This window comes from Janthinobacterium sp. GW822-FHT07A03 (assembly GCF_058798815.1).
In genome coordinates, this window is sequence record NZ_JBXAKW010000007.1 from 283,288 (window position 1) to 304,936 (window position 21,649).

Consider the following 21,649-nt stretch of genomic DNA (forward strand, 5'->3'; position numbering starts at 1 on the left):
GGGTCTAGGCCGCGCCATCCTTGACGGGCGACAACTGGCTCGCATGCAGCCGTGCATACGCGCCGCCCTGCTGCAGCAAGGCGGCATGGCTGCCCGACTCCACCAGGCGGCCGCCCTGCATGACGACGATGCGGTCGGCGCTTTCGATGGTGGATAAGCGGTGGGCGATGACGATGGTGGTGCGGTTGCGCATCAGCACTTCCAGCGCCGCCTGCACGGAGCGCTCCGACTCCGTGTCCAGCGCGCTGGTGGCTTCATCGAGCAGCAGGATCGGCGCATCCTTGTACAGCGCGCGCGCGATGGCCAGGCGCTGGCGTTGCCCGCCCGACAGGCGCGAACCGTTCTGCCCCGCCTGTGTTTCGTAACCCTGCGGCAACTGCATGATGAAATCGTGGGCATAGGCGGCGCGCGCCGACGCTTCGATTCTGTCCTGGTCCGGGGCCGGGTCGCCATACGCGATATTCGCCGCCATCGTGTCGTTGAACAGGATCACGTCCTGGCTGACGAGGGCAAACTGGCGCCGCAGGGCCAGCAAGGCGTAGTCCCGCACGTCGACGCCGTCGAGCAGTATCCGGCCGCCGCTGACGTCATAGAAACGCGGCAGCAAGCCCAGCAAGGTCGTCTTGCCGCCGCCGGAGCCGCCCACCAGGGCCACCGTTTCGCCGGCGCGGATGTCGAGCGTGATATCGCTCAAGGCGGTGGGCGCATCGGGATCGTCGCTGTTGTAACGGAAGTTGACGTTCTGCAGAGACAGATTGCCCTGCACGGCCGCCGGGGCGATGGTGCCCGGGTCCGGTTCCAGTGGCGTGTCGATCAGGCCAAACACGGACTCGGCCGCCGCCAGGCCCCGCTGCAGCGGCTCATTGATCTTGGTCAAATTCTTGATCGGCGACTGCATGGCCATCAGCGCGCCCATGAAGGCAACGAAGGCGCCCGGCGTGATGGCGCCGCTTTGCGCGCGCAGCATGGCGAAATAGATCACGGACGACAGGGTGATACCGACGAGCATCATGATGAAGCCGGAATTCATGGCCGAGGTGGCCGCATGCTTGACGGCCAGCTGGCGGTTGCGCTTGACGACGTCGACGAAACGCGCCTGTTCATAGTCTTGCCCGCCGAAGATTTTCACCACGCGCTGGCCGCCGATGCTTTCGTCCAGCACGGACGTCAGCTCGCCCACGGCTTGCTGCGAGCTCTTGCTCAGGTGACGCATGCGGCGGCCCGCCAGGGTCACGACGATGGCGACGATGGGCATCGACGCCATGCAGAACAGGGCCAGTTTCACGTCGATGCTGAACAGCAGGACCAGGTAGCCGATGGTGGCGACGGAATCGCGCACCATCACGTTGAGCACGTTCAAGCCCGCCTGCGACACCTGGCTGGCGTCGAAGGCCACGCGCGACTGCGTCAGGCTGGTGGTGGTGGTATCGAAGAAGCGGCTGGGCAGGCGCATGATGGTGGCGAACATCTTTTCGCGCAAATCGGCCTGCACGCGGCTCGATAGCCAGACGGAACCGTAATCGCCGGCAAAGCTGGACACCATGCGCAGCACGGCCAGGCCCAGGATGGTGGCGGGAATCACCCACAAGTCCACCTGCCCTGCCTGTGCCGGCAGGAAACGGTCAACCCAGCCCTGCAGCATGCCCATGACGCCGGACACGGGCGCGACCTGCGTGCTGGCCGTCGCGCGCATGGCGTCGACGACGTTTTGCAACTGGCGGATTAACAACACATCGGTGGCGGACGCCACGCCGACGGCCAGCAAGGTGGCGGCAACGATGGCGCCATAGCGGCGAAACTGGCCGGCCAGGCGGAAGAACAGGAGGCGACTTTGCTGCATGCAGGTGACGAAAGTGAGGATAAAGCGTGATTCTAACCGCTGCCAGACTTACCTATGAGAAAGTCGTCACCTTGCCGGCGCAGGACCGGCAAGGGAAAGCGCGGGCGATCAGCTCTTCGCCACTTTCCACGCGGCCGTGCCAGCCTTGCAGACTTTCAGCTTGAGGGTCTGTTCCTGGCCCTTGGCGTTCAAGCCCACCTGTACCTTGCGGCAGGTTTGCGCATCCGTCTTTTCCGTATCGCTGGCCGTGATGTCGGCGGCGATGCGCACGGAATTGCGCAAGCCTTCATTGCTCCATTGCACGGTTTCGCCATCTTTCTTGTCATTCAGCACATCCGTGACGGCTTTCACGAAGACGGGCTTGTCGTTCTTGTTCAGGTAAGCCATCGGCGTATCTGCCAGGAAACCCAGGCCGACGGCGGAAGCGGAAGCGCTGAAGACGACGCTGCCCAGTATCAGGGTGGACAGCAGTGTGGCGGGACGAATACGCATGGAAAACTCCTAGTTAAGTAAAAATAGGGACCGCCGGGGCGGCCCTTAGCCGGGATCCGCCGGCGAAATACCCACGGCCAGCAAGGCGTCGATGCTGGGCACGAAATAGATCGCCGACGACAGCGCCGTGGAAAAATCCAGCAGCCTGTCCGTCTGAGTGACGCCATCATAGCCTACGCCGTACATTTGCCGCAGCATGCCCATGGTCACGGTGATGTCCTTGCAGAAACCGACAAACATGACGCCCGCCTCGGTCGCATTGGCGTAATTGGCATTGCGGCGCACGATATCGACTTCCTCGCCATCGCGGATAAACTGGTTGCGGCCCACGTGGGAATCGACGGGCAGCGGCGACAATTCGTGGCTGCCGGCCTTGGTGCGGCCCCACACCTGCTCCGCCGCGTGCACGGGCAAGGCGCGCAGGCGCTCCACGTCCATGCGCCATTTCTGCAGCAGCACGGTGGAGCCGCCCGCGCCCGCCTCGCCATCGGGAATGATGGCCACGCCATTCGCGCGGAACGGATTCGGGTTGGCGACGCCGTCGGCAAAGCCGTCGAAGGTCACGTTATTGTGATACGGAAAACACACCTGCTCGCTGGCCAGCTCGGCGCAGGGGCTCAGCAAGGTGAGCGTCGTGCGCATGCTGTCGTACAGGGTGGCCGCGTTCGACTGCGTGATCCAGACCCAGAAATCGTGCTGGGTGGCGGGCGCCGTCTTGCCGTTGGCGCCCACCAGGTCGTGCGCGAACGATGTCATGTTGTCCGGCACGCCGTCCGGACAGGCTGCGCGCCACAGTTCGGGCTTGAATCCCAGCACCACATTGGCCGTGCCGCCCGTCAACTGGTGGTGGCGGTTCAGGGTGGGGTCCAAGATGCCCGTGACCCCGGATTCCCACAGTTTGCCCAACACCCTGAACAGCTGCTCCGGTTCAACGCCGGCCTTCACATTGAACTGCAAATGCACTTCGTCGCGCGCGACGACAGACAGCATGCTTTGTGGAATTGCCATGACCAATATTCCTTTTTTCGTTTTCCAGGTGAATCTTAAACCAGAAGTGCCGGATGGCAGTTTCATTTAGGCAACATGCGATATCTGTAACTATAGGTCGTCATGAATTGGACGATAATGCAATGACGTAGAGCAAGAATCAAGAATGGATACCAATGAAATTGTATGAAAAGCTCGTCGGCGACATCGAGCAACTGGTGGCCCAGGGCGTGCTCCTGCCCGGGGAACGCATCCCGTCCGTACGCCAGACCAGCCAGCAGCACAAGCTGAGCATCACCACGGTGCTGCGCGCCTACGTCAAGCTGGAAAGCATGGGCGTGATCGAAAGTAGGCCCCAGTCCGGCTACTTCGTGCGGCCCCGCGCCGACGGCGATGCGCAGCCGGCCGACCTGTGCATGCAGGCCTCCCAGCCGAGCACCGTGCCGGCCGAAGTGCACGTCAGCCGCCTGGTGCTGTCGACCCTGCGCTCGATCGGCTTGCACGACGCCATCCCGCTGGGCTCGCCCTACCCCGATCCCGCGCTGTTTCCGTGGGAACGCATCAACCAGTACGCGAGCGCCGTGGCGCGCCGCAACCGCGACTGGAGCGTGACGGACGACCTGCCGCCAGGCAACCCGCAACTGATACGCGAAATCGCCCGCCGCTACCTGGAAAACGGCCTGGCCGTCGATCCCGACGAAATCATCGTCACCGTGGGCGCCACGGAAGCCATCAACCTGTGCCTGCAAGCGGTGGCCAAACCGGGCGACACCATCGCCGTCGAATCACCCACCTTCTATGCCATGCTGCTGGCCGTCGAGCGGCTGGGCATGAAGGTAGTCGAGGTTTCCACCGATCCGTACGACGGCATCAGCATCGAAGCGCTGGCCGACATCATGGCCCGGCAACCGATCGCTGCCGTCATGGTGATGCCGAACTTCCAGAATCCGCTGGGTTTCCAGATGTCGGACCAGCGCAAGCGGGCCCTGGTCCAGCTGCTGGAGCAGCACGACGTGCCCGCCATCGAAAACGGCGTCTACAACGAACTGTATTACGGCGACGCCCACCCGTCCTCGCTCAAGTCCTGCGACCGCAAGGGCCTGGTGCTGCACTGTTCCTCGTTTTCCAAGAGCCTCAGCGCCGCCCAGCGCGTGGGCTGGGCCCTGGCCGGACGCTACCGCAGCAAGGTGGAGGAACTCAAATTCCTCAACACGCTGACCACCTCGTCGTTCCCGCAACTGGCCATCGCCGAATACCTGCAAAACGATGGCTACGAACAGCATCTGCGCCGCACCCGCAAGGCCTATGCCCAGCAGGCGCGCATCATGGCCGCCGCCGTGCTGCGCTTTTTTCCTGCTGGCACCAAAGTCTCGCAACCGCAGGGCGGCTACGTGCTGTGGGTGGAACTGCCGGGCAACGTGGACTCCATGCAACTGTACCGGCGCGCACTGGAATGCAAGATCACGGTGGGCCCGGGACGCATGTTTTCCGTCAGCCAGGCCTACAGGCATTGCATCCGCCTCAACTACAGCTATCCGTGGAGCGTGGACGTCGAGCAAGCCATTATTTTGCTCGGCAAACTTATCACCGAATTCCTGTAGACCATTCACCCGCCTACCAGCGACATGCGCACGGTGGGATACTGCTTGCGCCCGCCTACCTGGGCGAGCGCGCCGCGCACTTCCGAGTAGCGGTCGCCACGGCGCTGCCAGTGCCGGCGCAACACGGTTTCCAGCCCTTGCGCGCCTTGCGCAAGATCAAGGTGGGGCCGCAGGTCGAGGCCGTCCTGGGCGAACAGGCAGGTAAACAGCTTGCCATCCGACGACACGCGCACCCTGCTGCAGTCGCCGCAGAACGGCTGCGACACGCTGGAAATGAAGCCCACTTCGCCGCCGCCATCGAGATAACTGTAGCGGCTGGCCGTCTCGTGCGAGATCGGCTTGCCTTCGCCCAGCGATACGAGAGGGAATTCGGCGGCGATCAGCGCGCGCGCCGCCTCCGACGTGACGACGTGCGTGCGCGACCAGGCGCCGATGCCGCCCACGTCCATGAATTCGATCAGGCGCAGGATCACGCCCGTGTGGCGGAAATGGCGCGCCAGCGGCACGATCTGGCTATCGTTGACGCCTTTCTGCACGACCATGTTGACCTTCACGGGGTTCAAGCCGACGGCTTGCGCTACCTCAATCCCGTGCAGCACTTTCTCGACGGGAAAGTCGACGCCGTTCATGCGCTGGAAGATGCCGTTGTCCAGACTGTCGAGGCTGACGGTGACCCGGTCCAGGCCCGCCTCCTTCAGCGAGCGCGCCTTGGCCGCCAGCAAGCTGCCATTCGTCGTCAGCGCGATGCTCACGGCGCGCCCGTCCGGCGTGGTGAGCCGCGCCAGCATCTCGATCAGCCGTTCCAGGTTCTTGCGCAGCAGCGGTTCGCCGCCCGTGATGCGGATCTTGTCCACGCCCAGGCGCACGAAGGCGCGCGCCATCGTTTCGATCTGCTCGAAGGACAGGCGCTCGCTCGATGGCAGGAACGGGTAATCGCTGGGGTACAGTTCGGCCGGCATGCAATAGGTACAGCGGAAGTTGCACTGGTCGATGACGGAAATGCGCAAGTCCGTCAGGGGGCGGCCCAGCATGTCCACGCAGGGCTCAAGATAGTCTGGCTGCCGGAGCGCTGGCTGCGGATACAGGATGGTATTCATTGTGCTTCCCCCTTGATGTGCATTCGTCAGGGTCCAGCATAAGCCCGAAGGCAGGTCGCAAGGAGGTACAGTCCGGCGCCAGCCGATAGAGTACAGATGCGGCTTTACTCTGCCGGCGGCGGCGCGAACACGCTGGCGCACAGCTCGGCACCCGCCGCGGTGAGCAGCGCGCTGCCGCCGCCGCTCTCCGCCGTCGTCACGCTCACCAGTTGCGCGCTGGACAGCGCATTGAGCTGGCGCAACAACGTACTCATCTGTACCCCTGCCCGCTTGGCCAGCTTGGCCAGCGACCACGGTTTATCGGACGCTTCCTGGCGCGCCTCCCACAGCAGCGCCAGCAGGGCTATCAGCGCCGCGTCGACTCCGTCGTCCTTGTCTTCCTTATGCATGTTTTTTCTCCTTGTCCACATCATAAATCACGGCCGGCGCCGGCGCGACCGGCATCGTCATCTTGCCATCTGTACTCTGTTTTTTTGTCCGGAACTGTGCGCCTACGGGGCGGTCCGCCGCCCCTACCATGTGATTGTCCCATCGCATATCACCAGGAGAGTCATCATGAGCAAGCCAAAGTCCGACGCGCGCATCGCGCCCTACACCCATGCCGCGGCCGGCTGGGGTGCCCTCAAATACGTGGCCATCAACCTGTTCAAGGAAAAAGTCAGCGCAGGCAATTACCGCTCGCTGTTCGAGCAAAACCAGCCCGACGGCTTCGACTGCCCCGGCTGCGCCTGGCCCGACCGCGAACACGCGTCGACGTTCGAATTCTGCGAAAACGGCGTCAAGGCCGTGGCTGCCGAATCGACGAGCAAGCGCGTGCGTCCCGAGTTTTTCCAGGAACACACGGTCACGGAATTGATGGAACAGTCGGACTATGATCTGGAACAACATGGCCGCCTGACGGACCCCATGGTGTACGACGCTGCCAGCGACAAATACCAGGCGATAGCCTGGGACGACGCGTTTGCCCTCGTGGCGCACCATTTGCACGCGCTGGACGACCCGAACCAGGCCGCCTTCTACACATCGGGCCGCGCCAGCAACGAGGCGGCTTTCCTGTACCAGCTGTTCGTGCGCGCCTATGGCACGAATAACTTCCCCGACTGTTCCAACCTGTGCCACGAAGCGACCAGCCGCGGCTTGCCGGAAACGGTGGGTATCGGCAAGGGCACGGTGCTGCTCGACGACTTCGAGCATGCGGACACCCTGCTGCTGTTCGGCCAGAACCCCGCCACCAACCACCCGCGCATGCTGGGCGAATTGCGCGAAGCGTCGCGCCGCGGCGCCACCATCGTTTCCATCAACCCGCTGCACGAACGGGGCCTGGAGCGTTTCACCAGCCCGCAGCATCCGCTGGAAATGCTGACGGGCGGCAGCACGAACATCTGTTCGCTGTTCATCTGCCCCACCCTGGGCGGCGACTTCGCGCTGATCAAGGCCATGGCCAAGCGCGTCGTCGAGCTCGATGACGACGCCATCGCCCATGGCCAGGAGCGCGTGCTCGACTGCGCCTTCATCGCCGAGCACACGAGCGGCTTCGACGCCTTCGCCGCCGACCTGCGCGCGGAAAGCTGGGACTTGCTGCTGGCCGAATCGGGCGTGGCGCGCGACAAGATCGAGGAACTCACGCAGATCTACGTGAAGGGCAAGGCCGTCATCGCGACCTGGGGCATGGGCGTGACGCAGCACAAGAATTCGCTGGCCACCGTGCAGATCCTGTCGAACTTGATGATGATGCGCGGCAATATCGGCAAGCGCGGCGCGGGCCTGTGCCCCGTGCGCGGCCACTCGAACGTGCAGGGCGACCGCACCATGGGCATCGAGGAACAGCCGACCAAGGAATTCCTCGACCGCCTGGGCCTGGTATTCGGTTTTGAACCGCCGCGCCACCACGGCTACGACGCCGTCGGCACCATCGAGGCCATGCTGGAGAAAAAGGTGAAAGTGTTTGTCGCGCTCGGTGGCAATTTCTCGATGGCCACGCCGGACACGCCGCGCACCTGGGACGCGCTGCGCTCGTGCGACCTGACGGTCCACATCGCCACCAAGCTCAACCGCAGCCATCTCGTGCACGGCAAGGATGCGCTGATCCTGCCCACCCTGGGCCGCACGGAAATCGACGTGCAGCAAGGCGTGGCGCAAGGCGTGACGGTGGAAGACTCGATGAGCATGGTGCACATCTCGTTCGGCATGAACCAGCCCGCCTCGCCCAACCTGCGCTCGGAAATCGCCATCGTGGCCGGCATGGCGCAGGCGACACTGGGCAGCGAGAAGATCGACTGGCTGCGCTATTCCGGCAATTATGCGCTGCTGCGCGATTCCATCGAGCAAGTATTCGACGACTTTTTCGACTACAACTTGCGCGTGGCCAAACCGGGCGGTTTCCACCTGGAAATTGCCTCGCGCGAAAGGGTGTGGAAGACGGCAAGCGGCAAGGCGCAATTCCTCGTCAACGCCGTGGAACGCGATACGCCCATCCACCGCGCCCGCCAGCAATACGGCGAGCGCCTGATGGTGCTGATGACGACGCGTTCGCACGACCAGTACAACACGACGATCTACGCCATGGACGACCGCTACCGCGGCGTGTTCGGCCAGCGCCGCGTCGTCTTCATCAACAAGGACGACCTGGCCATGCTGGGTTTTGCGGCCGGCGACTGGGTCGACCTGATCGGCGTATGGCATGACGGCATCGAACGCCGCGCCGACCGCTTCCTGCTGGTCGAGTACGACATTCCGCGCGGCTGCATCGGCGCGTACTACCCGGAAACCAATCCGCTGGTGCCGCTCGACAGCGTGGGCGAAGGCTCGCGCACGCCGACCTTCAAATCCATCCCCGTGCTGCTGGCGCCTTCGGCCGCCCTCAGTTGATCAGGAGAACGCCATGTTCGGTTTCGATACCCTGGACCTGTCGCGCGCGCAATTTGCGATGACGGCCATCTTCCACATCCTGTGGCCCATCTTGACGATCAGCCTGTCGCTGTTCCTGTTCGTCGTCGAGGCGCTGTGGCTGCGCACCAGCGACCCCGTCTACTACCGCCACGCGCGCTTCTGGAGCAAGTTGCTGGTGCTCAACTTCGCCGTGGGCGTCGTCAGCGGGATTCCCCTGGAATTCCAGTTCGGTACCAACTGGGCACCGTTCTCGCACCATTCGGGCCAGTTCATCGGCAACATCCTCGGTTTCGAGGGCGCCATGGCCTTCATGCTGGAAGCGGGCTTCATCGGCGTCATGATGTTCGGCTGGGGCCGCGTACCGAAGGGCGTGCACCTGTTTGCCACCGGCATGGTGGCGCTCGGCTCCAGCATTTCCTCGTTCTGGATCATGGTCGCCAATTCCTGGATGCAGACGCCGGCCGGCGTGCGCGTGCTTGACGGCAAGATCATCGTCACCGACTACGTGGCCGCCATCTTCAATCCCGACATGGCCTGGGCCGTGGGACACATGTGGGTAGCCGCCGTGGAAACGGGCTTGATCGTCATCGCCGGCATTTCCGCCTGGTATATGTTCAAGCGCCGCGAACCGGCCTTCTTCGCCCGCTCGTTCAAGCTGGCGCTGATGCTGCTGCTGGTCATCGCACCGTTGCAAGTGTGGCTGGGCGACTCCAGCGGCGTCGACGTCTTCAAGAGCCAGCCAGCCAAGGGCGCGGCCATCGAAGGCCACTGGCACACAAACCGCGATGGCGAAGGCGCTGCCTGGTCCCTGCTGGCCTGGCCCAACCAGGCGGAACAAAAGAATGACTGGTCGCTTGAAGTGCCCGGCATGCTCAGCGTGATTGCCACGCATAGCGCCACGGGCAAGATCACGGGCCTGGCCGACATCGCCCGCGCAGACCAGCCGCCCATGCTGCCGCTGCTGTACTACGCGTTCCGTGCCATGGCCGGCATCGGCATGTGGTTCGTGCTGCTGGCGTTCTGGACCTTCGTGGCCTGGCGCAAGGTGGGCGGCCGGGTGCAGGAGTTCGTGCGCAACCGCAAGCTGCTGCTGGCCTGGGTGCTGACGATACCGCTGCCCTACATCGCCGTCGAGTGCGGCTGGATCGTGCGCGAAGTGGGACGCCAGCCATGGGTCGTATACGGCTTGCTGCGCACGCGCGACGCCGTCTCCGACGTGGCGGCCCATGCCGTGGCCGGCAGCATGCTGATGTTCTTCGTGTTTTACATCGTGCTGTTCCTCACTTTCTTCGTGTTCGCCAGGAAATGGCTGCAGCAAGGCCCGGACGTGGCGCTGCTGCCGCCGGACGCCGTGCAGCCCATGGGTGCCCTGCTGAAAGTCCCGCACTGAAATGCGCCCCCATCAATCAAGGAGTTTGTAATGGATATGAATTCGCATGCCATGCTGGGCAATGCCTGGTTCGGCCTGATCGGCCTGATGCTGGTGTTTTACGTGGTCACGGACGGCTTCGACCTGGGCGTGGGCATCCTCAGCCTGTTCACCCGCCGCGAGCAGGAACGCAACCTGATCTTCCAGTCGATCGAGCACGTGTGGGACGCCAATGAAACCTGGCTGGTGGTGGTGGGCGGCGCCCTGTTCGGCGCCTTTCCCAGCGCCTACGCCACCCTGCTGGAAGGGCTGTACATTCCCATCATGCTGCTGATCGCCAGCCTGATCATGCGCGGCGCCTCGATCGAGTTCCGCCATGCGGCCGGCAACAAGCGCCTGTGGGACATGATCTTCGGTGTGGGCAGCCTGCTGGCCGCCGTGGCGCAGGGCGTGGTGCTGGGCGAAGTGATCACGGGCTTGCAGCCGGGTTGGCTGAGCGGCACCTTCACGGCCTGCACGGCGCTGGGCGTGGTGGCCGGCTATTGCCTGCTGGGCAGCACTTATCTGATCAAGAAGACGGGCGGCCAGCTGGAAGCGGCCGCGCGCCGCTACGCCACGGCCAGCGTGCTGGCGACGGTCGCCGCCGCCATCGTGCTGTCGGCCGGCACCATGGTCTTCAGCGCCATCGGCCACGACCGCTGGGCGCAGCCGGGCGTGTTCGGCGTGCTGCTGGCCCTGGCCGCCATCGCCGCCAGCGCCTTTATCTACATCCTGTGGGCCGTGCACGTGAACGGCGTGCGCGGACCGTTCCGCGGCGCCATCGTACTGTTCCTGGCGTCGTTCGCGGGCCTGGCCATCAGCTTCTTCCCGGACCTCGTGCCGGGCAAGCTGAGCATCGCGGAGGCCGCATCGGACGAACCGACCCTGATCTTCATGCTGATCGGCATGGGTTCCATGCTGCCGATCATGATCGGCTACAACCTGTTCCAATATTACGTCTTCGAGGGCAAAGTCGTGCCCCGCAAGCATTGATCGGCATCAGATCATGATCATTCGGCCTACCACCAACTGGTTCCGCATGCTGTTCGTCTGGAACGGCTCGGTGCTGCAAGCCATCATCCCGCAATTGCTGCTGATGCTGGTCGTCAGTTCGCTGGCCTTGCTGACGGACGGCCGCATCTTCGGCGTCAAGATTCCGCTCGATACGGCGCCGTTTCCCATGGTCGGCATCAGCCTGGCGATCTTCCTCGGCTTTCGCAACAACGCCAGCTATGCGCGCTTCGTCGAGGCGCGGCATATCTGGGGGCAATTGCTGATCGCCGCGCGGGCCCTGACTTCGCAGGCGCTCACGTATCTGCCGCAGCAGACGAGCGGCCTGGACCACCAGTTGCTGCTGCGCCGCCTGATCGCCTTCGTGTATGCGCTCAAGCACCAGCTGCGCCAGACGGACCCGCAGGAAGACCTGGCGCGCTACCTGCCGGCCACGGAAGTGCAGCAATTGCAGGGAGTCAACTTCAAGCCCGTCGCCGTGCTGCACACGGTGCGCGCCATGCTGCACGAGGCCGTGCAGCGCCAGCCGGGCCAGACGCAGCTGCTGTGGATGCTCGACACCCAGCTCAACGACCTGGCCGCCACCGTGGCCGGCTGCGAGCGCATCAAGAACACACCGATTCCGTATCCGTATGGCGTGCTGGTGCACCGCACCGTCTACATGTACTGTTTTTTACTGCCGCTGGGCCTGGTGGACGCCATCGGCGTGGCCACGCCCCTCATTTCCGTCTTCGTTGCCTACACCCTGTTCGCGCTGGAAGCCATCGCGCAGCAGATCGCCGAACCGTTCGGCCTGGCCCCCAACTGCCTGGCCCTGAACGCCATGACGCGGGAAACGGAACGCTCGCTGCTGGAATTGAACGGCGACCCGCTGCCGCCCTCGATACGGCCCTGCCCCCGCTATCAGATCGATTAACTGGAGGACATACAGCATGGAATACGACATCACCACCATCGAACGCGACGGTTACCTGGACGTCCCCATGGTGCGCCACCAGGCAGGTACGGCCACGGCGGGCCGCGACATGGTGGCCGAGGAGTATCCCGTGGCCCTCGTCTACAACGGCATCGCCCACGCCGTGATGATGGCCACGCCGCGCGACCTCGAGGAATTCGCCGTCGGTTTCACCTTGACCGAAGGCATCGTCGGCAGCGTGCGCGACATCTACGACCTCGACGTGTGCTGCGGCGAAGACAGCGCGGAAGTGCGGCTGACCATCGCGCAGCCCGATTTGATCAAGCTCAAGGCCCGCCGCCGCGCGCTGACGGGGCGCACGGGCTGCGGCGTGTGCGGCATCGAAAGCCTGGCCCTGCTGGACCTGGTGCCGGAAAAAATCACGCGGCCGCTGCCGCCGCTGGTCGCCAGCAGCGCCATCCTCGGCCGGGCCGCGCGCGAACTGCTGCCCTACCAGGAGTTGATGCACAAGACGGGCGGCGTGCATGCGGCCGCCTGGTGCACGGCCGAGGGCGCCATCGTGAAAGTGTTCGAGGATGTGGGCCGGCATAACGGCCTCGATAAACTGATCGGCTATCTGGCGCTGCACCGCATCGCCATGCACGACGGCTTTGTCTTCCTGTCGAGCCGCGCCAGCTATGAACTGGTGCGCAAGTCGGCGCGCATGCATATCGGGCTCGTCGCCACCATCTCGGCGCCCACCTCGCTGGCCATCCGCATCGCGCGCCAGGCCGGCATGCAGCTGGCCAGCTTTTGCCGCCGCGACGGCTTTGTCGACTACACGGCCGGCGACGGGGAAAATAGCGGCCAGCATGCACCGTGAACAGCCGATGCTACATTTTTTTCCGTAAAGCAAGTGCACGCTTGACTTGCCCCCGCTGGCGGCTTTCAATGGCATTAGTTTCTAATCATTAACTTTGCCTGCTGCCACGCTCCTGGCGCGGCAGCGATGAAAGGATGGCGCGATGGCCCTGGCACACGAGCAGCATCTGGCGGACACCTGGCAGACGGGCGGCTTGAAACCGCGCGCCTGCGACTGCGGCGGCACCGTCTTCACCATCCTGCACCAGCGCGTGATGGCGGACATGCGGCGCCGGCAATTTCTCGGCGGCACGGCCGCCATGCTGGCGCCCTTCATCGGCTTGTCCACCAGCAATGCCATCGCCCAGCAGCCGCAAGCATCCGAACGCCCCCTGTTGCTGACCAATCTGCGCCTGTTCGACGGCACGGGCAAGGCGCCCCGCGCAGGCATCCACGTGCTGGTGACGGGGGCGACCATCACTGCCCTGCTGCCGGCCGGCGAGAAAGTCGAGGGCGCGCAAGTGATCGATTGCCAGGGCAAGCTGGTCATGCCGGGCCTGATCGACGCCCACTGGCACACCATGCTGGCCGCCATCAACCAGGTGACGGCCATGACGTCCGATGTCGGCTATCTGTACCTGGTGGCGGCGCAGGAAGCGCGGCGCACCCTGCTGCGGGGGTTCACGTCCGTGCGCGATCCCGGCGGCCCCGCGTTTGCATTACAACGCGCCATCGATGAAGGCATCATCGACGGCCCGCGCATCTTCCCGTCCGGCGCCATGATTTCGCAAACCTCGGGCCATGGCGACTTCCGTTTGCGCTCGGAGATTCCCCGCGCGGCCAACGCGCCGCTGGGCATGGCGGAAACGGCGGGCATGGCCATGATCGCCGATGGCGAGGCGGAAGTGCTGCGCCGCGTGCGCGAGCAGCTGATGCTGGGCGCGACGCAGATCAAGATGATGGCCGGCGGCGGCGTCGCGTCCATGTACGATCCGCTCGACAGCACGCAGTACTCGGAACGCGAACTGCGCGCCGGCGTGGAAGCGGCTGCCGACTGGGGCACGTATGTGATGACCCACGTCTACACGCCGAAAGGCATCCAGCGTTCCATCCGCGCAGGCGTGCGCAGCATCGAGCACGGCCAGCTGGCCGATGACGAATCCGCCCGCATGATGCGCGACACGGGCACGTGGTGGAGCCTGCAACCTTTCCTGCAAGACGCGGATGCAAACGTGTATCCCGACGCGGCGCGCAAGGCCAGCCAGGCCATCGTATCGGAAGGCACGGTGAAGGCGTATGCGCTGGCGCAAAAGTACGGCATCAAAACGGGCTGGGGCACGGATATCCTGTTCAACGCAAAAAACACGCCGACCCAGGGCCGCCAGCTGGCCAAGCTCACGCGCTTTTACGATCCCCTGACCCTGCTGGCGCAGGCGACGGGGCAGAATGGCGAATTGCTGGCCCTGTCCGGCCAGCGCGCGCCCTACCCGGGCGCCCTGGGCAAGCTGGCGGCAGGCGCCCTGGCCGACTTGCTGGTGGCCGACGGCGACCCCGCGAAGAACCTCGATTTCCTCGCGCATCCCGAGGAAAGCTTGTTCCTGATCATGAAGAACGGGCGCATCTACAAGGACAAATTGCGCGCGCCACTGGCAGGCTGAGGCTACCGGCGTTGGCAAGCGGGCAAGGCTTGCCGCATAATGCGGGCATGTTCAAACTGACTTTTCTCGGCACGTCTTCCGGCGTGCCCACGCGCCACCGCAACGTCACCTCGCTGGCCCTGCAAACCACGCACAACCGCGACTGGTGGATGATCGATTGCGGCGAAGCCACGCAGCACCGCTTGCAGCGCATTCCCCTGTCCGTGCACGACCTGGTGGGCATCTGCATCACCCACGTGCATGGCGACCACAGCTATGGCCTGCCGGGCCTGCTCGCCAGCGCCTCGATGACGGGGCGCAAGAAGCCCTTGCTGCTGATCGCCCCGGCCGCCATCAAGGCCTGGATCGACGCCACCCTGCTGCACACGGAACTGTTTTTGACGTATCCGCTGATCCACATCGACGTGGACAGCGCGCCAGTCGTGCATGCAGCAGCGGGCCTGACCATCTCGCGCCACGCGCTGTCGCACCGCGCACCGAGCGTGGCCTACCGTTTTACGCTGGAAACGAGCAGGTGGAAGCTGGACAAGGTCGCCCTGCAGGCGGCGGGCGTGCCGCCCGGCCCCGCCTGGGGTTCATTGCAGGCGGGTCAGGATGCGCTGCTCGACGATGGCACGGTCTTGCACGCCACCGCGTTCCGCCAGACGGAAACGCAGCGCGCCACCGTGGTGATCGGCGGCGACAACGACACGCCGTCCTTGCTGACGGACGCCTGTGCCGATGCGCAATTGCTCGTGCATGAAGCCACCTACACGGAAGCCATGCTGCAGAAAGTGGGGCCCGGCCCCACGCACAGCTCGGTGCAGCGCGTAGCGCAGTTCGCCGAAGCCGTGCGCTTGCCGAACCTGATCCTCACCCACTTCAGCGCCCGCTATCACAATGCGGAAGGCATGGCCGAGCTGGAAGCGGAAGCGCGGTTGCATTACTCGGGCGAACTGTTCCTGGCGCGCGATTTCGACAGCTATGAACTCGATGCGGCGGGCGTGCTCGGCAAGCTGCCGGGGAAGTCTAGTGGGGATTGACGCCGTACTGCGCCGCATACTCGGCCGCCAGCGCGCGCGCCGCCTGCTGCTGTGAGGGCGTGAGGATTTCCAGCAACTGGTCGCGGTTCTTGATCGATTGCGTGCTGCCCGCCTCGGCCGGCATGGCGATCCATGCATACGCCTGCACGTAATCGAGCTCGACGCCCTGCCCTTGCGCGTACAGCAAGCCGTACTCGTTCTGCGCCGACAGGGAACCGGCCTCGGCCGCCTGCTTGTACCAGAATGCCGCCTCGGCGTAGTCTTGCGGTACATCAATACCCTTGCGGTAAGCCTGCGCCAGATTGAATTGCGACTGGCCATCGCCCGCCTCGGCCGCCTGGCGTCCGTAGGCCAGCGATTGCGCCATGTCTTGCGCGACGCCATCGCCGCTCGCATACATCAGGGCCAGGTTGGCCAGCGACGGCGGAAAGCCCGCTTGCGCTGCCGCCGTGAACAATTCCACCGCTTTCGGCACGTCTTGCGTCACGCCATGGCCCTGGTAATACAGGCTGGCCAATAAATGCTGGCCGGCCGGATCGCCGGTGCGCGCCGCGGCGTCGAATTGTTTAAAGGCCTCGGCATGATTGCCGTCGTTATAAGCGAGAATGCCCGCTTCATTCAAAGATTCGGGAGAAGATGTCATCAGCATTCCTTATGCGGGGATTTTCTGGCATTGTACACAGCACTGTTCCGCACAGAATGCACAATAGAAACCGTGTGGCGCATTGCCCAAATCATGCGTTATGATCATTCTCCACCTGATGCAATCGGGGCATTGTGCCCGAAGAATAACGCCATGAAATTGATTGTTCTGCTTTTATCCCTGATTGCCACGTCGGCTTATGGCGGCACCTTGCACCTGGACAAAGCCGCGACAGGAACAGTGCGGCAAGCGGCCGATATCCGCTATGTCAATCACGATGAAAAACAGACCTACCGGCTGAAAACCGGCAAGCAGTGGCTCAATGGCAGTTGCAGCAGCAGCGGCACGGGCAATTTGCACGCGCTGCTGGCCGACATGAATTTCGACGGTCATGCCGACCTGTGGGTCACCGGTTATACGGATAGCCAGGGACGCATCCGCTGTTCCGATGTGTGGCTGTGGGATGCGCAAGCAAAACAATACAGTTTCAACAAAGCCTTATCCGCGATTCCAAATCTCGATATCAACATCGCCGAGCAAAGAATCGAAGGCGGCATCGCCAATTGCGGCTGCGCGGCGCAATGCTTTTATGAAGACAGCTATAAGTGGCGGACTGACAAGTTAATCACCGTCGCCCGGCGCGCACAGGATTGCGAGCGCTACCGGGAATATGGATTGAACGATAAAAACGACCTGGTCATCGTCAAGGATGAAATCATCGATAGCGCCAATCCCGGCCAGCAAGCCATCGAACATACCAAAGCCTATGACTGGCAGCGCCACGCGCAAACCATGCGCAAATCCTGGGAGTAAATCCTTCACTACCATTCAACAATTCACAACAATTCACGCACACATGACGACACATCCCGCATCGATTACTTTCCATCCCGCCCAGGCGGAAGACACCCCGGCCTTTATCGCCTTGCGCGGCAAGACGCGGCAAAATGCCGTTTCACGCGAACGCCTGGCGGAAGTGGGCATCACGGCCGACACCTGGGCCGGGATGATGCGCTCGGGCAGCCTGCCCGGCCAGGTCTGCCATCACGACGGCCAGCTGGTCGGCTACTGCTTTGGCGAGCGCGACACGGGCGAAATCATCGTCCTGGCGCTGCTGCCGGAATTTGAAGGCCTGGGTATCGGCAAGACCTTGCTGGAACTGGTGATGACGGAACTGCGCGCGCAGGGCCACCAGCGGCTGTTCCTCGGCTGCTCCAGCGACCCCGCTTCGCGCTCGTACGGCTTCTACCGCTACCTGGGCTGGACCGCGACGGGCGAGACGGACAAGTATGGCGACGACGTGCTGGAGTTTCGCTGGACGGCCTAGCGCCTAGCCAGGCACGCGGCTGGCATCCCACACGCGCAGGATCTGCGTGATGGCAGCGTCAAACACGGCGTAGCCAACGCCGTCGCGGGCCTGGATCGCCACGCCCGATAAAAAGCTGTCGAACACGGCCGCCAGCGCCGCAGCATCCGTACCAGCCGGCAATTCGCCACTGTCCCTGCCCCGCTCGACGCAATGCACGAAGCCGGCCCGCGTGCGTGCGCGCGAAGCCGTCAGCGGCGCGGCCACGGCCGCGTGTTCGGCCGTCGGCGCGCTCATGCAGCCAAGCGCCACCATGCAGCCGGGCGGGTGGCCCGGCTCGGACTGCATGCGGGCCGACTGGCGCAAGGCCAGTTCGATGGCTTCGCGCGGCGCCAGGCCGTCATCCCACAAACACTCCGTCACGCGCGCAAAGGTGTCCAGATAGCATTGCGCCGCCTCGCGGAACAGCGCTTCCTTCGAGCCGAACGCCGCATAAAAGCTGGGCGCGGAAATGCCGCCGCCCAGGCTCGCCTTGAGCTGGCTCAAGGACGTCGATTCATACCCTTGCTGCCAGAATAAAAACATGGCCTGCTCGACGGCTGCCTGCCGGTCGAACGTACGCGGCCGTCCCATTTGCGCCATCCATCGCTCCTTCTCGTCTACGCACCACCACTTACATACTACTCGATACAGAAGTCATTGACAACGCGGCGCGCCATCGCCTATATTTATACCGATCGATACATATGTACCGCCACGACGGCCAGGGGCACTCCTGCGCCTGATCTCTTTACAAGGATGTTTGCCGTGAATCACGCCACACTCACCACCGGAGCCAGCCCGGCGCTGGCCAACCGCCTCCCCGTTTCGGGTTTATTAGCCCTGGCCATGACGGGTTTTATCTGCATCGTCACGGAAACCTTGCCCGCCGGCTTGCTGCCGCAGATCAGCGCGGGGCTCGGCATCAGCGCCGCGCTGGCCGGGCAAATGGTCACGGCCTACGCGCTCGGCTCCCTGCTGGCGGCCATACCGCTGACCATCGCCACGCGCGGCTGGCGCCGCCGCAACGTGCTGCTGCTGACCATCATCGGCTTTCTCGTGTTCAATACCGTCACGGCCCTGTCGTCGCACTACTGGCTGACCCTGGCAGCCCGCTTCTTTGCCGGCATGGCGGCCGGGCTGGCGTGGAGCTTGCTGGCCGGTTACGCGCGGCGCATGGTGGCTCCCCACCAGCAAGGCCGCGCCCTGGCGCTGGCCATGGTGGGCGCGCCCGTCGCCCTGTCCCTGGGCGTGCCGCTGGGCACCTTGCTCGGTTCATTGGTCGGCTGGCGCGCCGCCTTCTGGATCATTTCCGCCCTGACGTTGGTCCTGATCGGGTGGGTGCTGGCCAAGGTGCCGGACTACCCGGGCCAGCACGCGCATGAGCGCATGCCGCTGCGCCGCGTCTTCACGACGCCGGGTGTGCGTCCCGTGCTGGCCGTCGTCATCGCCTGGATGCTGGCGCACAATATTCTCTACACCTACATCGCCCCGTTCGTGGCGCCGGCCGGACTGACGGCGCGCATCGACCTGGTGCTGCTCGTCTTCGGCGCGGCGGCCATGGCCGGCATCTGGATCACGGGCAAGCTGGTCGAGCGCCACTTGCGCGCCACCGTGCTGGCCAGCCTGGCGACCTTCGCCGCCACGGCCCTGGTGCTGGGCGTCGCGTCGCACATTCCTGCCGTCATCTATGTCGGCATGGCCGTCTGGGGCCTGAGCTTTGGCGGCGCGGCAACGCTGTTGCAAACGGCACTGGCCGACACGGCCGGCAGCGGCGCAGACGTGGCCTTGTCGATGAACGTGGTGGCGTGGAATGGCGCGATTGCGGCCGCGGGCGTGGTGGGCGGCGCCCTGCTGGAAACCTGGGGCGCGGACGCTTTCCCGTGGGCCATGGTCAGCTTGCTGCTGCTGGCGTTCGTGGTCGCCTGGTCGGCCCGCGCACACGGCTTCCGGCCGGGACGGCGCAGCGGCGGCGCGCCCGTGGCCGGGCATTGAGATTGTCTTATGGCGTTGCCGGCACCGTCACGATGCGGGGCACGTGTCCCGTATGCGCGAGGAAACGGACCAGGGTGGCATGCGACAGTGCCACCGTGGCCGTATTGCGCAGCGGGTGCGCTTGTATATGCTCAGCATCCCACACGGCCTGGTCCAGCACCAGCTCCACCGCCTGCGCGCCGTCATGGATCAGCGCAAACAGGCTGACGGAGCCGGGCGTGATGCCCAGATGCTGCAGCAGGCGCTCGGGCGAGGCCATGCTCAGCTTACTGGCCGGCAATAACCGCCCCAGCGCCGCCAGGTCGATGCGCTTGTCGAAAGGCACGATGACGAGCAAATGCCGCCGGCCCTTTTCATCGCGCACGAACAGGTTCTTCACCATCAGGCCGGGCATGGCCGGCACGTGCATCCGTGCTTCATCGATGGTGTGGACGGCCGGGTGTTCGACCAAGGCGTAATCGCCGGCGCTGCTTGCCAGCCAGCGGGACAGGGTTTCTTGCATGGGTATTTCCTCAGCGCGAATGCGATAGGAAATTGTAGCGGATCGGGGCGCTATCACCGCTAAGGTTTTTTCTCCGCCTCTTCTTTATCGGCCGCCGCCAGCCCCCAGTCATTCCAGCCTTCGCCAAACAGCTCGACCGGATGCTGCGTGCGCTCGGAACCATTGCCGCAGCGCATGGCGTCCGGCGGACAATACTTGTCGCAGCCCCAGCAGATGCGTTCGGGGTTCTTGGGGTTCAAGGGAAAGGGCTTGGCCATGGGAGGGCGATGGGTCGGTTGAGGTGTCTTTGACGACTCTAGACCTGGCGCGGGGGACGGTCAAACGAATTTCGGCGAGGAATTTGTCCGGGATCAATTCTATGCAGATGGCTGGTGTGGCGGCAAGACGCAGTACACTTCCAGCACGGTCCGCGCCACATTGACGCCGCCATCGGCGGCTGGCTGTGCCTTGAGTTCGTCCAGCGCATACACCATCGTCACCGTGGCGCCGGGCACGAACAGCTTGATGTCCTGCTTGCGGTGCGTATAGATGCTCTCATTGACTGTCGAGCCATCGGCCAGGCGCAAAGTGAAGCTGTTGACTTGATCGCCGCGCCGGCTATCCTGGCCCGCGAAATACGTGCGCTCGATGCAGCCCGTCAACGTTTGCGTCTGGAGACGGCCGGCTTTGATGCTTTCCCACCACTCGTCGGAGGCGAACAGGCCGTGCCTGCCTTTCAGGCCCATGTGGGGCCTGGAGCTGTCGAGGCTAAGAGCCTGAGTCTTGGCCACGCGAGCGGGGTCTTGTGCCAGGGCTTCGGCGAGGGTGTAGACGGGTCTCATAAGGGCACAAGCGCTCCTGGAAGCGCTCACTCAGTGTTTGCGCCGAATGATAAAAGCATTGGCGGCAGGTTCAAAACCAAGCGTCGGATAGTAGGACATGGCATCGGGAGCAGAAAGCAATATCAGGGACACTTCGTCGCCGATGACGGCCCGGGTGCGCTGGACAAGCGCTTTGCCGATACCCAGGCCCTGGTATTGCTTGTCTACCGCCAGATCCGAGAGATAACAGCAATACGCATGGTCGGTCAGCGACCGGGCCAGCCCCACCAGCTGGCCATCCACCCATGCCGACAGCACCAGGCAAGGCGCGGCAAACATTCGCGCGATTCGCGGGAGGTTGCTGGTGGGCCGCTTGATACCGGACTGATCGAAGACGCGAACAACGTCCAGCGGATCAAGAGGAAAGTTATGACGATATTCGACAGTGGTGTTTTTCATTGGTTCACGAGGGTAAGGAGATGGCGCATGGGAAACCTCTGCCATGCAGCTAGTATAACCAGCGACGATCGAGGCATGTGGACGATACAGCATCGGTGACGGGGCGCCAGGAGTGCGCGTCAGAGGCGCCATGCTGCCAGCGGC

Annotated in this window: 22 protein-coding genes; 11 read left to right on the top strand and 11 right to left on the bottom strand. The window is 64.0% G+C overall.

The window, feature by feature from the left end:
- Positions 1-4: 4 nt before the first annotated feature.
- The 3 genes from msbA to AC1RJW_RS21080 all read right to left on the bottom strand — a co-directional run bounded on the left by msbA (position 5) and on the right by AC1RJW_RS21080 (position 3,340).
- A complete protein-coding gene (gene msbA / locus AC1RJW_RS21070; RefSeq protein WP_493046696.1) occupies positions 5-1,840 on the bottom strand; it encodes a lipid A export permease/ATP-binding protein MsbA in 1,836 nt (611 codons plus the stop codon).
- A 108-nt stretch (positions 1,841-1,948) separates the two neighbouring features.
- Positions 1,949-2,332, bottom strand: coding sequence for a hypothetical protein (locus tag AC1RJW_RS21075; RefSeq protein ID WP_326458365.1), 384 nt, complete (start codon positions 2,330-2,332; stop codon positions 1,949-1,951).
- A gap of 45 nt (positions 2,333-2,377) precedes the next feature.
- A complete protein-coding gene (locus AC1RJW_RS21080) occupies positions 2,378-3,340 on the bottom strand; it encodes a Dyp-type peroxidase (RefSeq protein WP_493046697.1) in 963 nt (320 codons plus the stop codon).
- A gap of 155 nt (positions 3,341-3,495) precedes the next feature.
- On the opposite strand from AC1RJW_RS21080, the gene AC1RJW_RS21085 reads away from it, so the two are divergent.
- Entirely contained in the window at positions 3,496-4,920 is a 1,425-nt protein-coding gene (locus AC1RJW_RS21085; protein WP_493046698.1) for an aminotransferase-like domain-containing protein, read from the top strand.
- 5 nt (positions 4,921-4,925) lie between these two features.
- On the opposite strand, the gene moaA is transcribed toward AC1RJW_RS21085, so the two are convergent.
- Together moaA and AC1RJW_RS21095 are read right to left on the bottom strand one after the other, a co-directional pair.
- Positions 4,926-6,017, bottom strand: a complete 1,092-nt coding sequence (gene moaA, locus AC1RJW_RS21090) for a GTP 3',8-cyclase MoaA (protein ID WP_493046699.1) — start codon at positions 6,015-6,017, stop codon at positions 4,926-4,928.
- Positions 6,018-6,121: 104 nt separating this feature from the next.
- Entirely contained in the window at positions 6,122-6,406 is a 285-nt protein-coding gene (locus AC1RJW_RS21095; RefSeq protein ID WP_493046700.1) for an ArsR family transcriptional regulator, read from the bottom strand.
- A gap of 166 nt (positions 6,407-6,572) precedes the next feature.
- Between AC1RJW_RS21095 and AC1RJW_RS21100 the strand changes: the two genes are divergently transcribed.
- The 7 genes from AC1RJW_RS21100 to AC1RJW_RS21130 all read left to right on the top strand — a co-directional run bounded on the left by AC1RJW_RS21100 (position 6,573) and on the right by AC1RJW_RS21130 (position 15,761).
- Positions 6,573-8,885: an FdhF/YdeP family oxidoreductase gene (locus tag AC1RJW_RS21100; RefSeq protein ID WP_493046701.1), complete on the top strand. Its 2,313-nt coding sequence runs from the start codon at positions 6,573-6,575 to the stop codon at positions 8,883-8,885.
- Between the two features lie 13 nt (positions 8,886-8,898).
- A complete protein-coding gene (locus AC1RJW_RS21105) occupies positions 8,899-10,296 on the top strand; it encodes a cytochrome ubiquinol oxidase subunit I (RefSeq protein ID WP_493046702.1) in 1,398 nt (465 codons plus the stop codon).
- 30 nt (positions 10,297-10,326) lie between these two features.
- Positions 10,327-11,307 carry a cytochrome d ubiquinol oxidase subunit II gene (locus tag AC1RJW_RS21110; protein ID WP_493046703.1) on the top strand — a complete coding sequence of 327 codons (981 nt, stop codon included), beginning with the start codon at positions 10,327-10,329 and terminating at the stop codon, positions 11,305-11,307.
- A gap of 13 nt (positions 11,308-11,320) precedes the next feature.
- Entirely contained in the window at positions 11,321-12,241 is a 921-nt protein-coding gene (locus AC1RJW_RS21115; protein ID WP_493046704.1) for a bestrophin family protein, read from the top strand.
- Positions 12,242-12,257: 16 nt separating this feature from the next.
- On the top strand, positions 12,258-13,103 hold the full coding sequence (gene fdhD, locus AC1RJW_RS21120) for a formate dehydrogenase accessory sulfurtransferase FdhD (protein WP_493046705.1): 846 nt from the start codon (positions 12,258-12,260) through the stop codon (positions 13,101-13,103).
- Positions 13,104-13,245: 142 nt separating this feature from the next.
- Positions 13,246-14,739, top strand: a complete 1,494-nt coding sequence (locus tag AC1RJW_RS21125) for a metal-dependent hydrolase family protein (RefSeq protein WP_493046706.1) — start codon at positions 13,246-13,248, stop codon at positions 14,737-14,739.
- A 47-nt stretch (positions 14,740-14,786) separates the two neighbouring features.
- On the top strand, positions 14,787-15,761 hold the full coding sequence (locus AC1RJW_RS21130) for a ribonuclease Z (protein ID WP_493046707.1): 975 nt from the start codon (positions 14,787-14,789) through the stop codon (positions 15,759-15,761).
- On the opposite strand, the gene AC1RJW_RS21135 is transcribed toward AC1RJW_RS21130, so the two are convergent.
- Positions 15,748-16,404 carry a tetratricopeptide repeat protein gene (locus AC1RJW_RS21135; RefSeq protein WP_493046708.1) on the bottom strand — a complete coding sequence of 219 codons (657 nt, stop codon included), beginning with the start codon at positions 16,402-16,404 and terminating at the stop codon, positions 15,748-15,750. The two genes, AC1RJW_RS21130 and AC1RJW_RS21135, sit on opposite strands and share 14 nt — an antisense overlap.
- A 30-nt stretch (positions 16,405-16,434) precedes the next feature.
- Between AC1RJW_RS21135 and AC1RJW_RS21140 the strand changes: the two genes are divergently transcribed.
- Positions 16,435-17,217 carry an XAC2610-related protein gene (locus AC1RJW_RS21140; RefSeq protein ID WP_493046709.1) on the top strand — a complete coding sequence of 261 codons (783 nt, stop codon included), beginning with the start codon at positions 16,435-16,437 and terminating at the stop codon, positions 17,215-17,217.
- A gap of 43 nt (positions 17,218-17,260) precedes the next feature.
- Positions 17,261-17,731, top strand: coding sequence for a GNAT family N-acetyltransferase (locus tag AC1RJW_RS21145; protein WP_493046710.1), 471 nt, complete (start codon positions 17,261-17,263; stop codon positions 17,729-17,731).
- A 3-nt stretch (positions 17,732-17,734) separates the two neighbouring features.
- On the opposite strand, the gene AC1RJW_RS21150 is transcribed toward AC1RJW_RS21145, so the two are convergent.
- Positions 17,735-18,352 (bottom strand): TetR/AcrR family transcriptional regulator, encoded by a 618-nt coding sequence (locus AC1RJW_RS21150; protein WP_493046711.1) that lies wholly within the window; start codon positions 18,350-18,352, stop codon positions 17,735-17,737.
- A gap of 246 nt (positions 18,353-18,598) precedes the next feature.
- On the opposite strand from AC1RJW_RS21150, the gene AC1RJW_RS21155 reads away from it, so the two are divergent.
- Entirely contained in the window at positions 18,599-19,744 is a 1,146-nt protein-coding gene (locus tag AC1RJW_RS21155; RefSeq protein WP_493046818.1) for an MFS transporter, read from the top strand.
- Between the two features lie 7 nt (positions 19,745-19,751).
- Here AC1RJW_RS21155 and AC1RJW_RS21160 read toward each other — a convergent pair whose 3' ends face one another.
- The 4 genes from AC1RJW_RS21160 to AC1RJW_RS21175 form a co-directional block, all read right to left on the bottom strand.
- Positions 19,752-20,246 carry a prolyl-tRNA synthetase associated domain-containing protein gene (locus tag AC1RJW_RS21160; RefSeq protein ID WP_493046712.1) on the bottom strand — a complete coding sequence of 165 codons (495 nt, stop codon included), beginning with the start codon at positions 20,244-20,246 and terminating at the stop codon, positions 19,752-19,754.
- 59 nt (positions 20,247-20,305) lie between these two features.
- Positions 20,306-20,503 carry a DUF3079 domain-containing protein gene (locus AC1RJW_RS21165; protein WP_230517605.1) on the bottom strand — a complete coding sequence of 66 codons (198 nt, stop codon included), beginning with the start codon at positions 20,501-20,503 and terminating at the stop codon, positions 20,306-20,308.
- 99 nt (positions 20,504-20,602) lie between these two features.
- Entirely contained in the window at positions 20,603-21,067 is a 465-nt protein-coding gene (locus AC1RJW_RS21170) for an immunity protein RhsI2 family protein (protein ID WP_493046713.1), read from the bottom strand.
- A 30-nt stretch (positions 21,068-21,097) separates the two neighbouring features.
- The gene (locus AC1RJW_RS21175) at positions 21,098-21,505 is read right to left on the bottom strand and encodes a GNAT family N-acetyltransferase (RefSeq protein WP_493046714.1); all 408 of its coding nucleotides are present in this window, start codon (positions 21,503-21,505) and stop codon (positions 21,098-21,100) included.
- Positions 21,506-21,649: the final 144 nt, after the last annotated feature.

What these genes read in the sequence shown, in the direction of transcription:
- msbA (WP_493046696.1), bottom strand. Translation starts at nt 1,840, where the DNA reads ATGCAGCAAAGTCGCCTCCTGTTCTTCCGCCTGGCCGGCCAGTTTCGC.
- AC1RJW_RS21075 (WP_326458365.1), bottom strand. Translation starts at nt 2,332, where the DNA reads ATGCGTATTCGTCCCGCCACACTGCTGTCCACCCTGATACTGGGCAGC.
- AC1RJW_RS21080 (WP_493046697.1), bottom strand. Translation starts at nt 3,340, where the DNA reads ATGGCAATTCCACAAAGCATGCTGTCTGTCGTCGCGCGCGACGAAGTG.
- AC1RJW_RS21085 (WP_493046698.1), top strand. Translation starts at nt 3,496, where the DNA reads ATGAAATTGTATGAAAAGCTCGTCGGCGACATCGAGCAACTGGTGGCC.
- moaA (WP_493046699.1), bottom strand. Translation starts at nt 6,017, where the DNA reads ATGAATACCATCCTGTATCCGCAGCCAGCGCTCCGGCAGCCAGACTAT.
- AC1RJW_RS21095 (WP_493046700.1), bottom strand. Translation starts at nt 6,406, where the DNA reads ATGCATAAGGAAGACAAGGACGACGGAGTCGACGCGGCGCTGATAGCC.
- AC1RJW_RS21100 (WP_493046701.1), top strand. Translation starts at nt 6,573, where the DNA reads ATGAGCAAGCCAAAGTCCGACGCGCGCATCGCGCCCTACACCCATGCC.
- AC1RJW_RS21105 (WP_493046702.1), top strand. Translation starts at nt 8,899, where the DNA reads ATGTTCGGTTTCGATACCCTGGACCTGTCGCGCGCGCAATTTGCGATG.
- AC1RJW_RS21110 (WP_493046703.1), top strand. Translation starts at nt 10,327, where the DNA reads ATGGATATGAATTCGCATGCCATGCTGGGCAATGCCTGGTTCGGCCTG.
- AC1RJW_RS21115 (WP_493046704.1), top strand. Translation starts at nt 11,321, where the DNA reads ATGATCATTCGGCCTACCACCAACTGGTTCCGCATGCTGTTCGTCTGG.
- fdhD (WP_493046705.1), top strand. Translation starts at nt 12,258, where the DNA reads ATGGAATACGACATCACCACCATCGAACGCGACGGTTACCTGGACGTC.
- AC1RJW_RS21125 (WP_493046706.1), top strand. Translation starts at nt 13,246, where the DNA reads ATGGCCCTGGCACACGAGCAGCATCTGGCGGACACCTGGCAGACGGGC.
- AC1RJW_RS21130 (WP_493046707.1), top strand. Translation starts at nt 14,787, where the DNA reads ATGTTCAAACTGACTTTTCTCGGCACGTCTTCCGGCGTGCCCACGCGC.
- AC1RJW_RS21135 (WP_493046708.1), bottom strand. Translation starts at nt 16,404, where the DNA reads ATGACATCTTCTCCCGAATCTTTGAATGAAGCGGGCATTCTCGCTTAT.
- AC1RJW_RS21145 (WP_493046710.1), top strand. Translation starts at nt 17,261, where the DNA reads ATGACGACACATCCCGCATCGATTACTTTCCATCCCGCCCAGGCGGAA.
- AC1RJW_RS21150 (WP_493046711.1), bottom strand. Translation starts at nt 18,352, where the DNA reads ATGGCGCAAATGGGACGGCCGCGTACGTTCGACCGGCAGGCAGCCGTC.
- AC1RJW_RS21155 (WP_493046818.1), top strand. Translation starts at nt 18,599, where the DNA reads ATGACGGGTTTTATCTGCATCGTCACGGAAACCTTGCCCGCCGGCTTG.
- AC1RJW_RS21160 (WP_493046712.1), bottom strand. Translation starts at nt 20,246, where the DNA reads ATGCAAGAAACCCTGTCCCGCTGGCTGGCAAGCAGCGCCGGCGATTAC.
- AC1RJW_RS21165 (WP_230517605.1), bottom strand. Translation starts at nt 20,503, where the DNA reads ATGGCCAAGCCCTTTCCCTTGAACCCCAAGAACCCCGAACGCATCTGC.
- AC1RJW_RS21170 (WP_493046713.1), bottom strand. Translation starts at nt 21,067, where the DNA reads ATGAGACCCGTCTACACCCTCGCCGAAGCCCTGGCACAAGACCCCGCT.
- AC1RJW_RS21175 (WP_493046714.1), bottom strand. Translation starts at nt 21,505, where the DNA reads ATGAAAAACACCACTGTCGAATATCGTCATAACTTTCCTCTTGATCCG.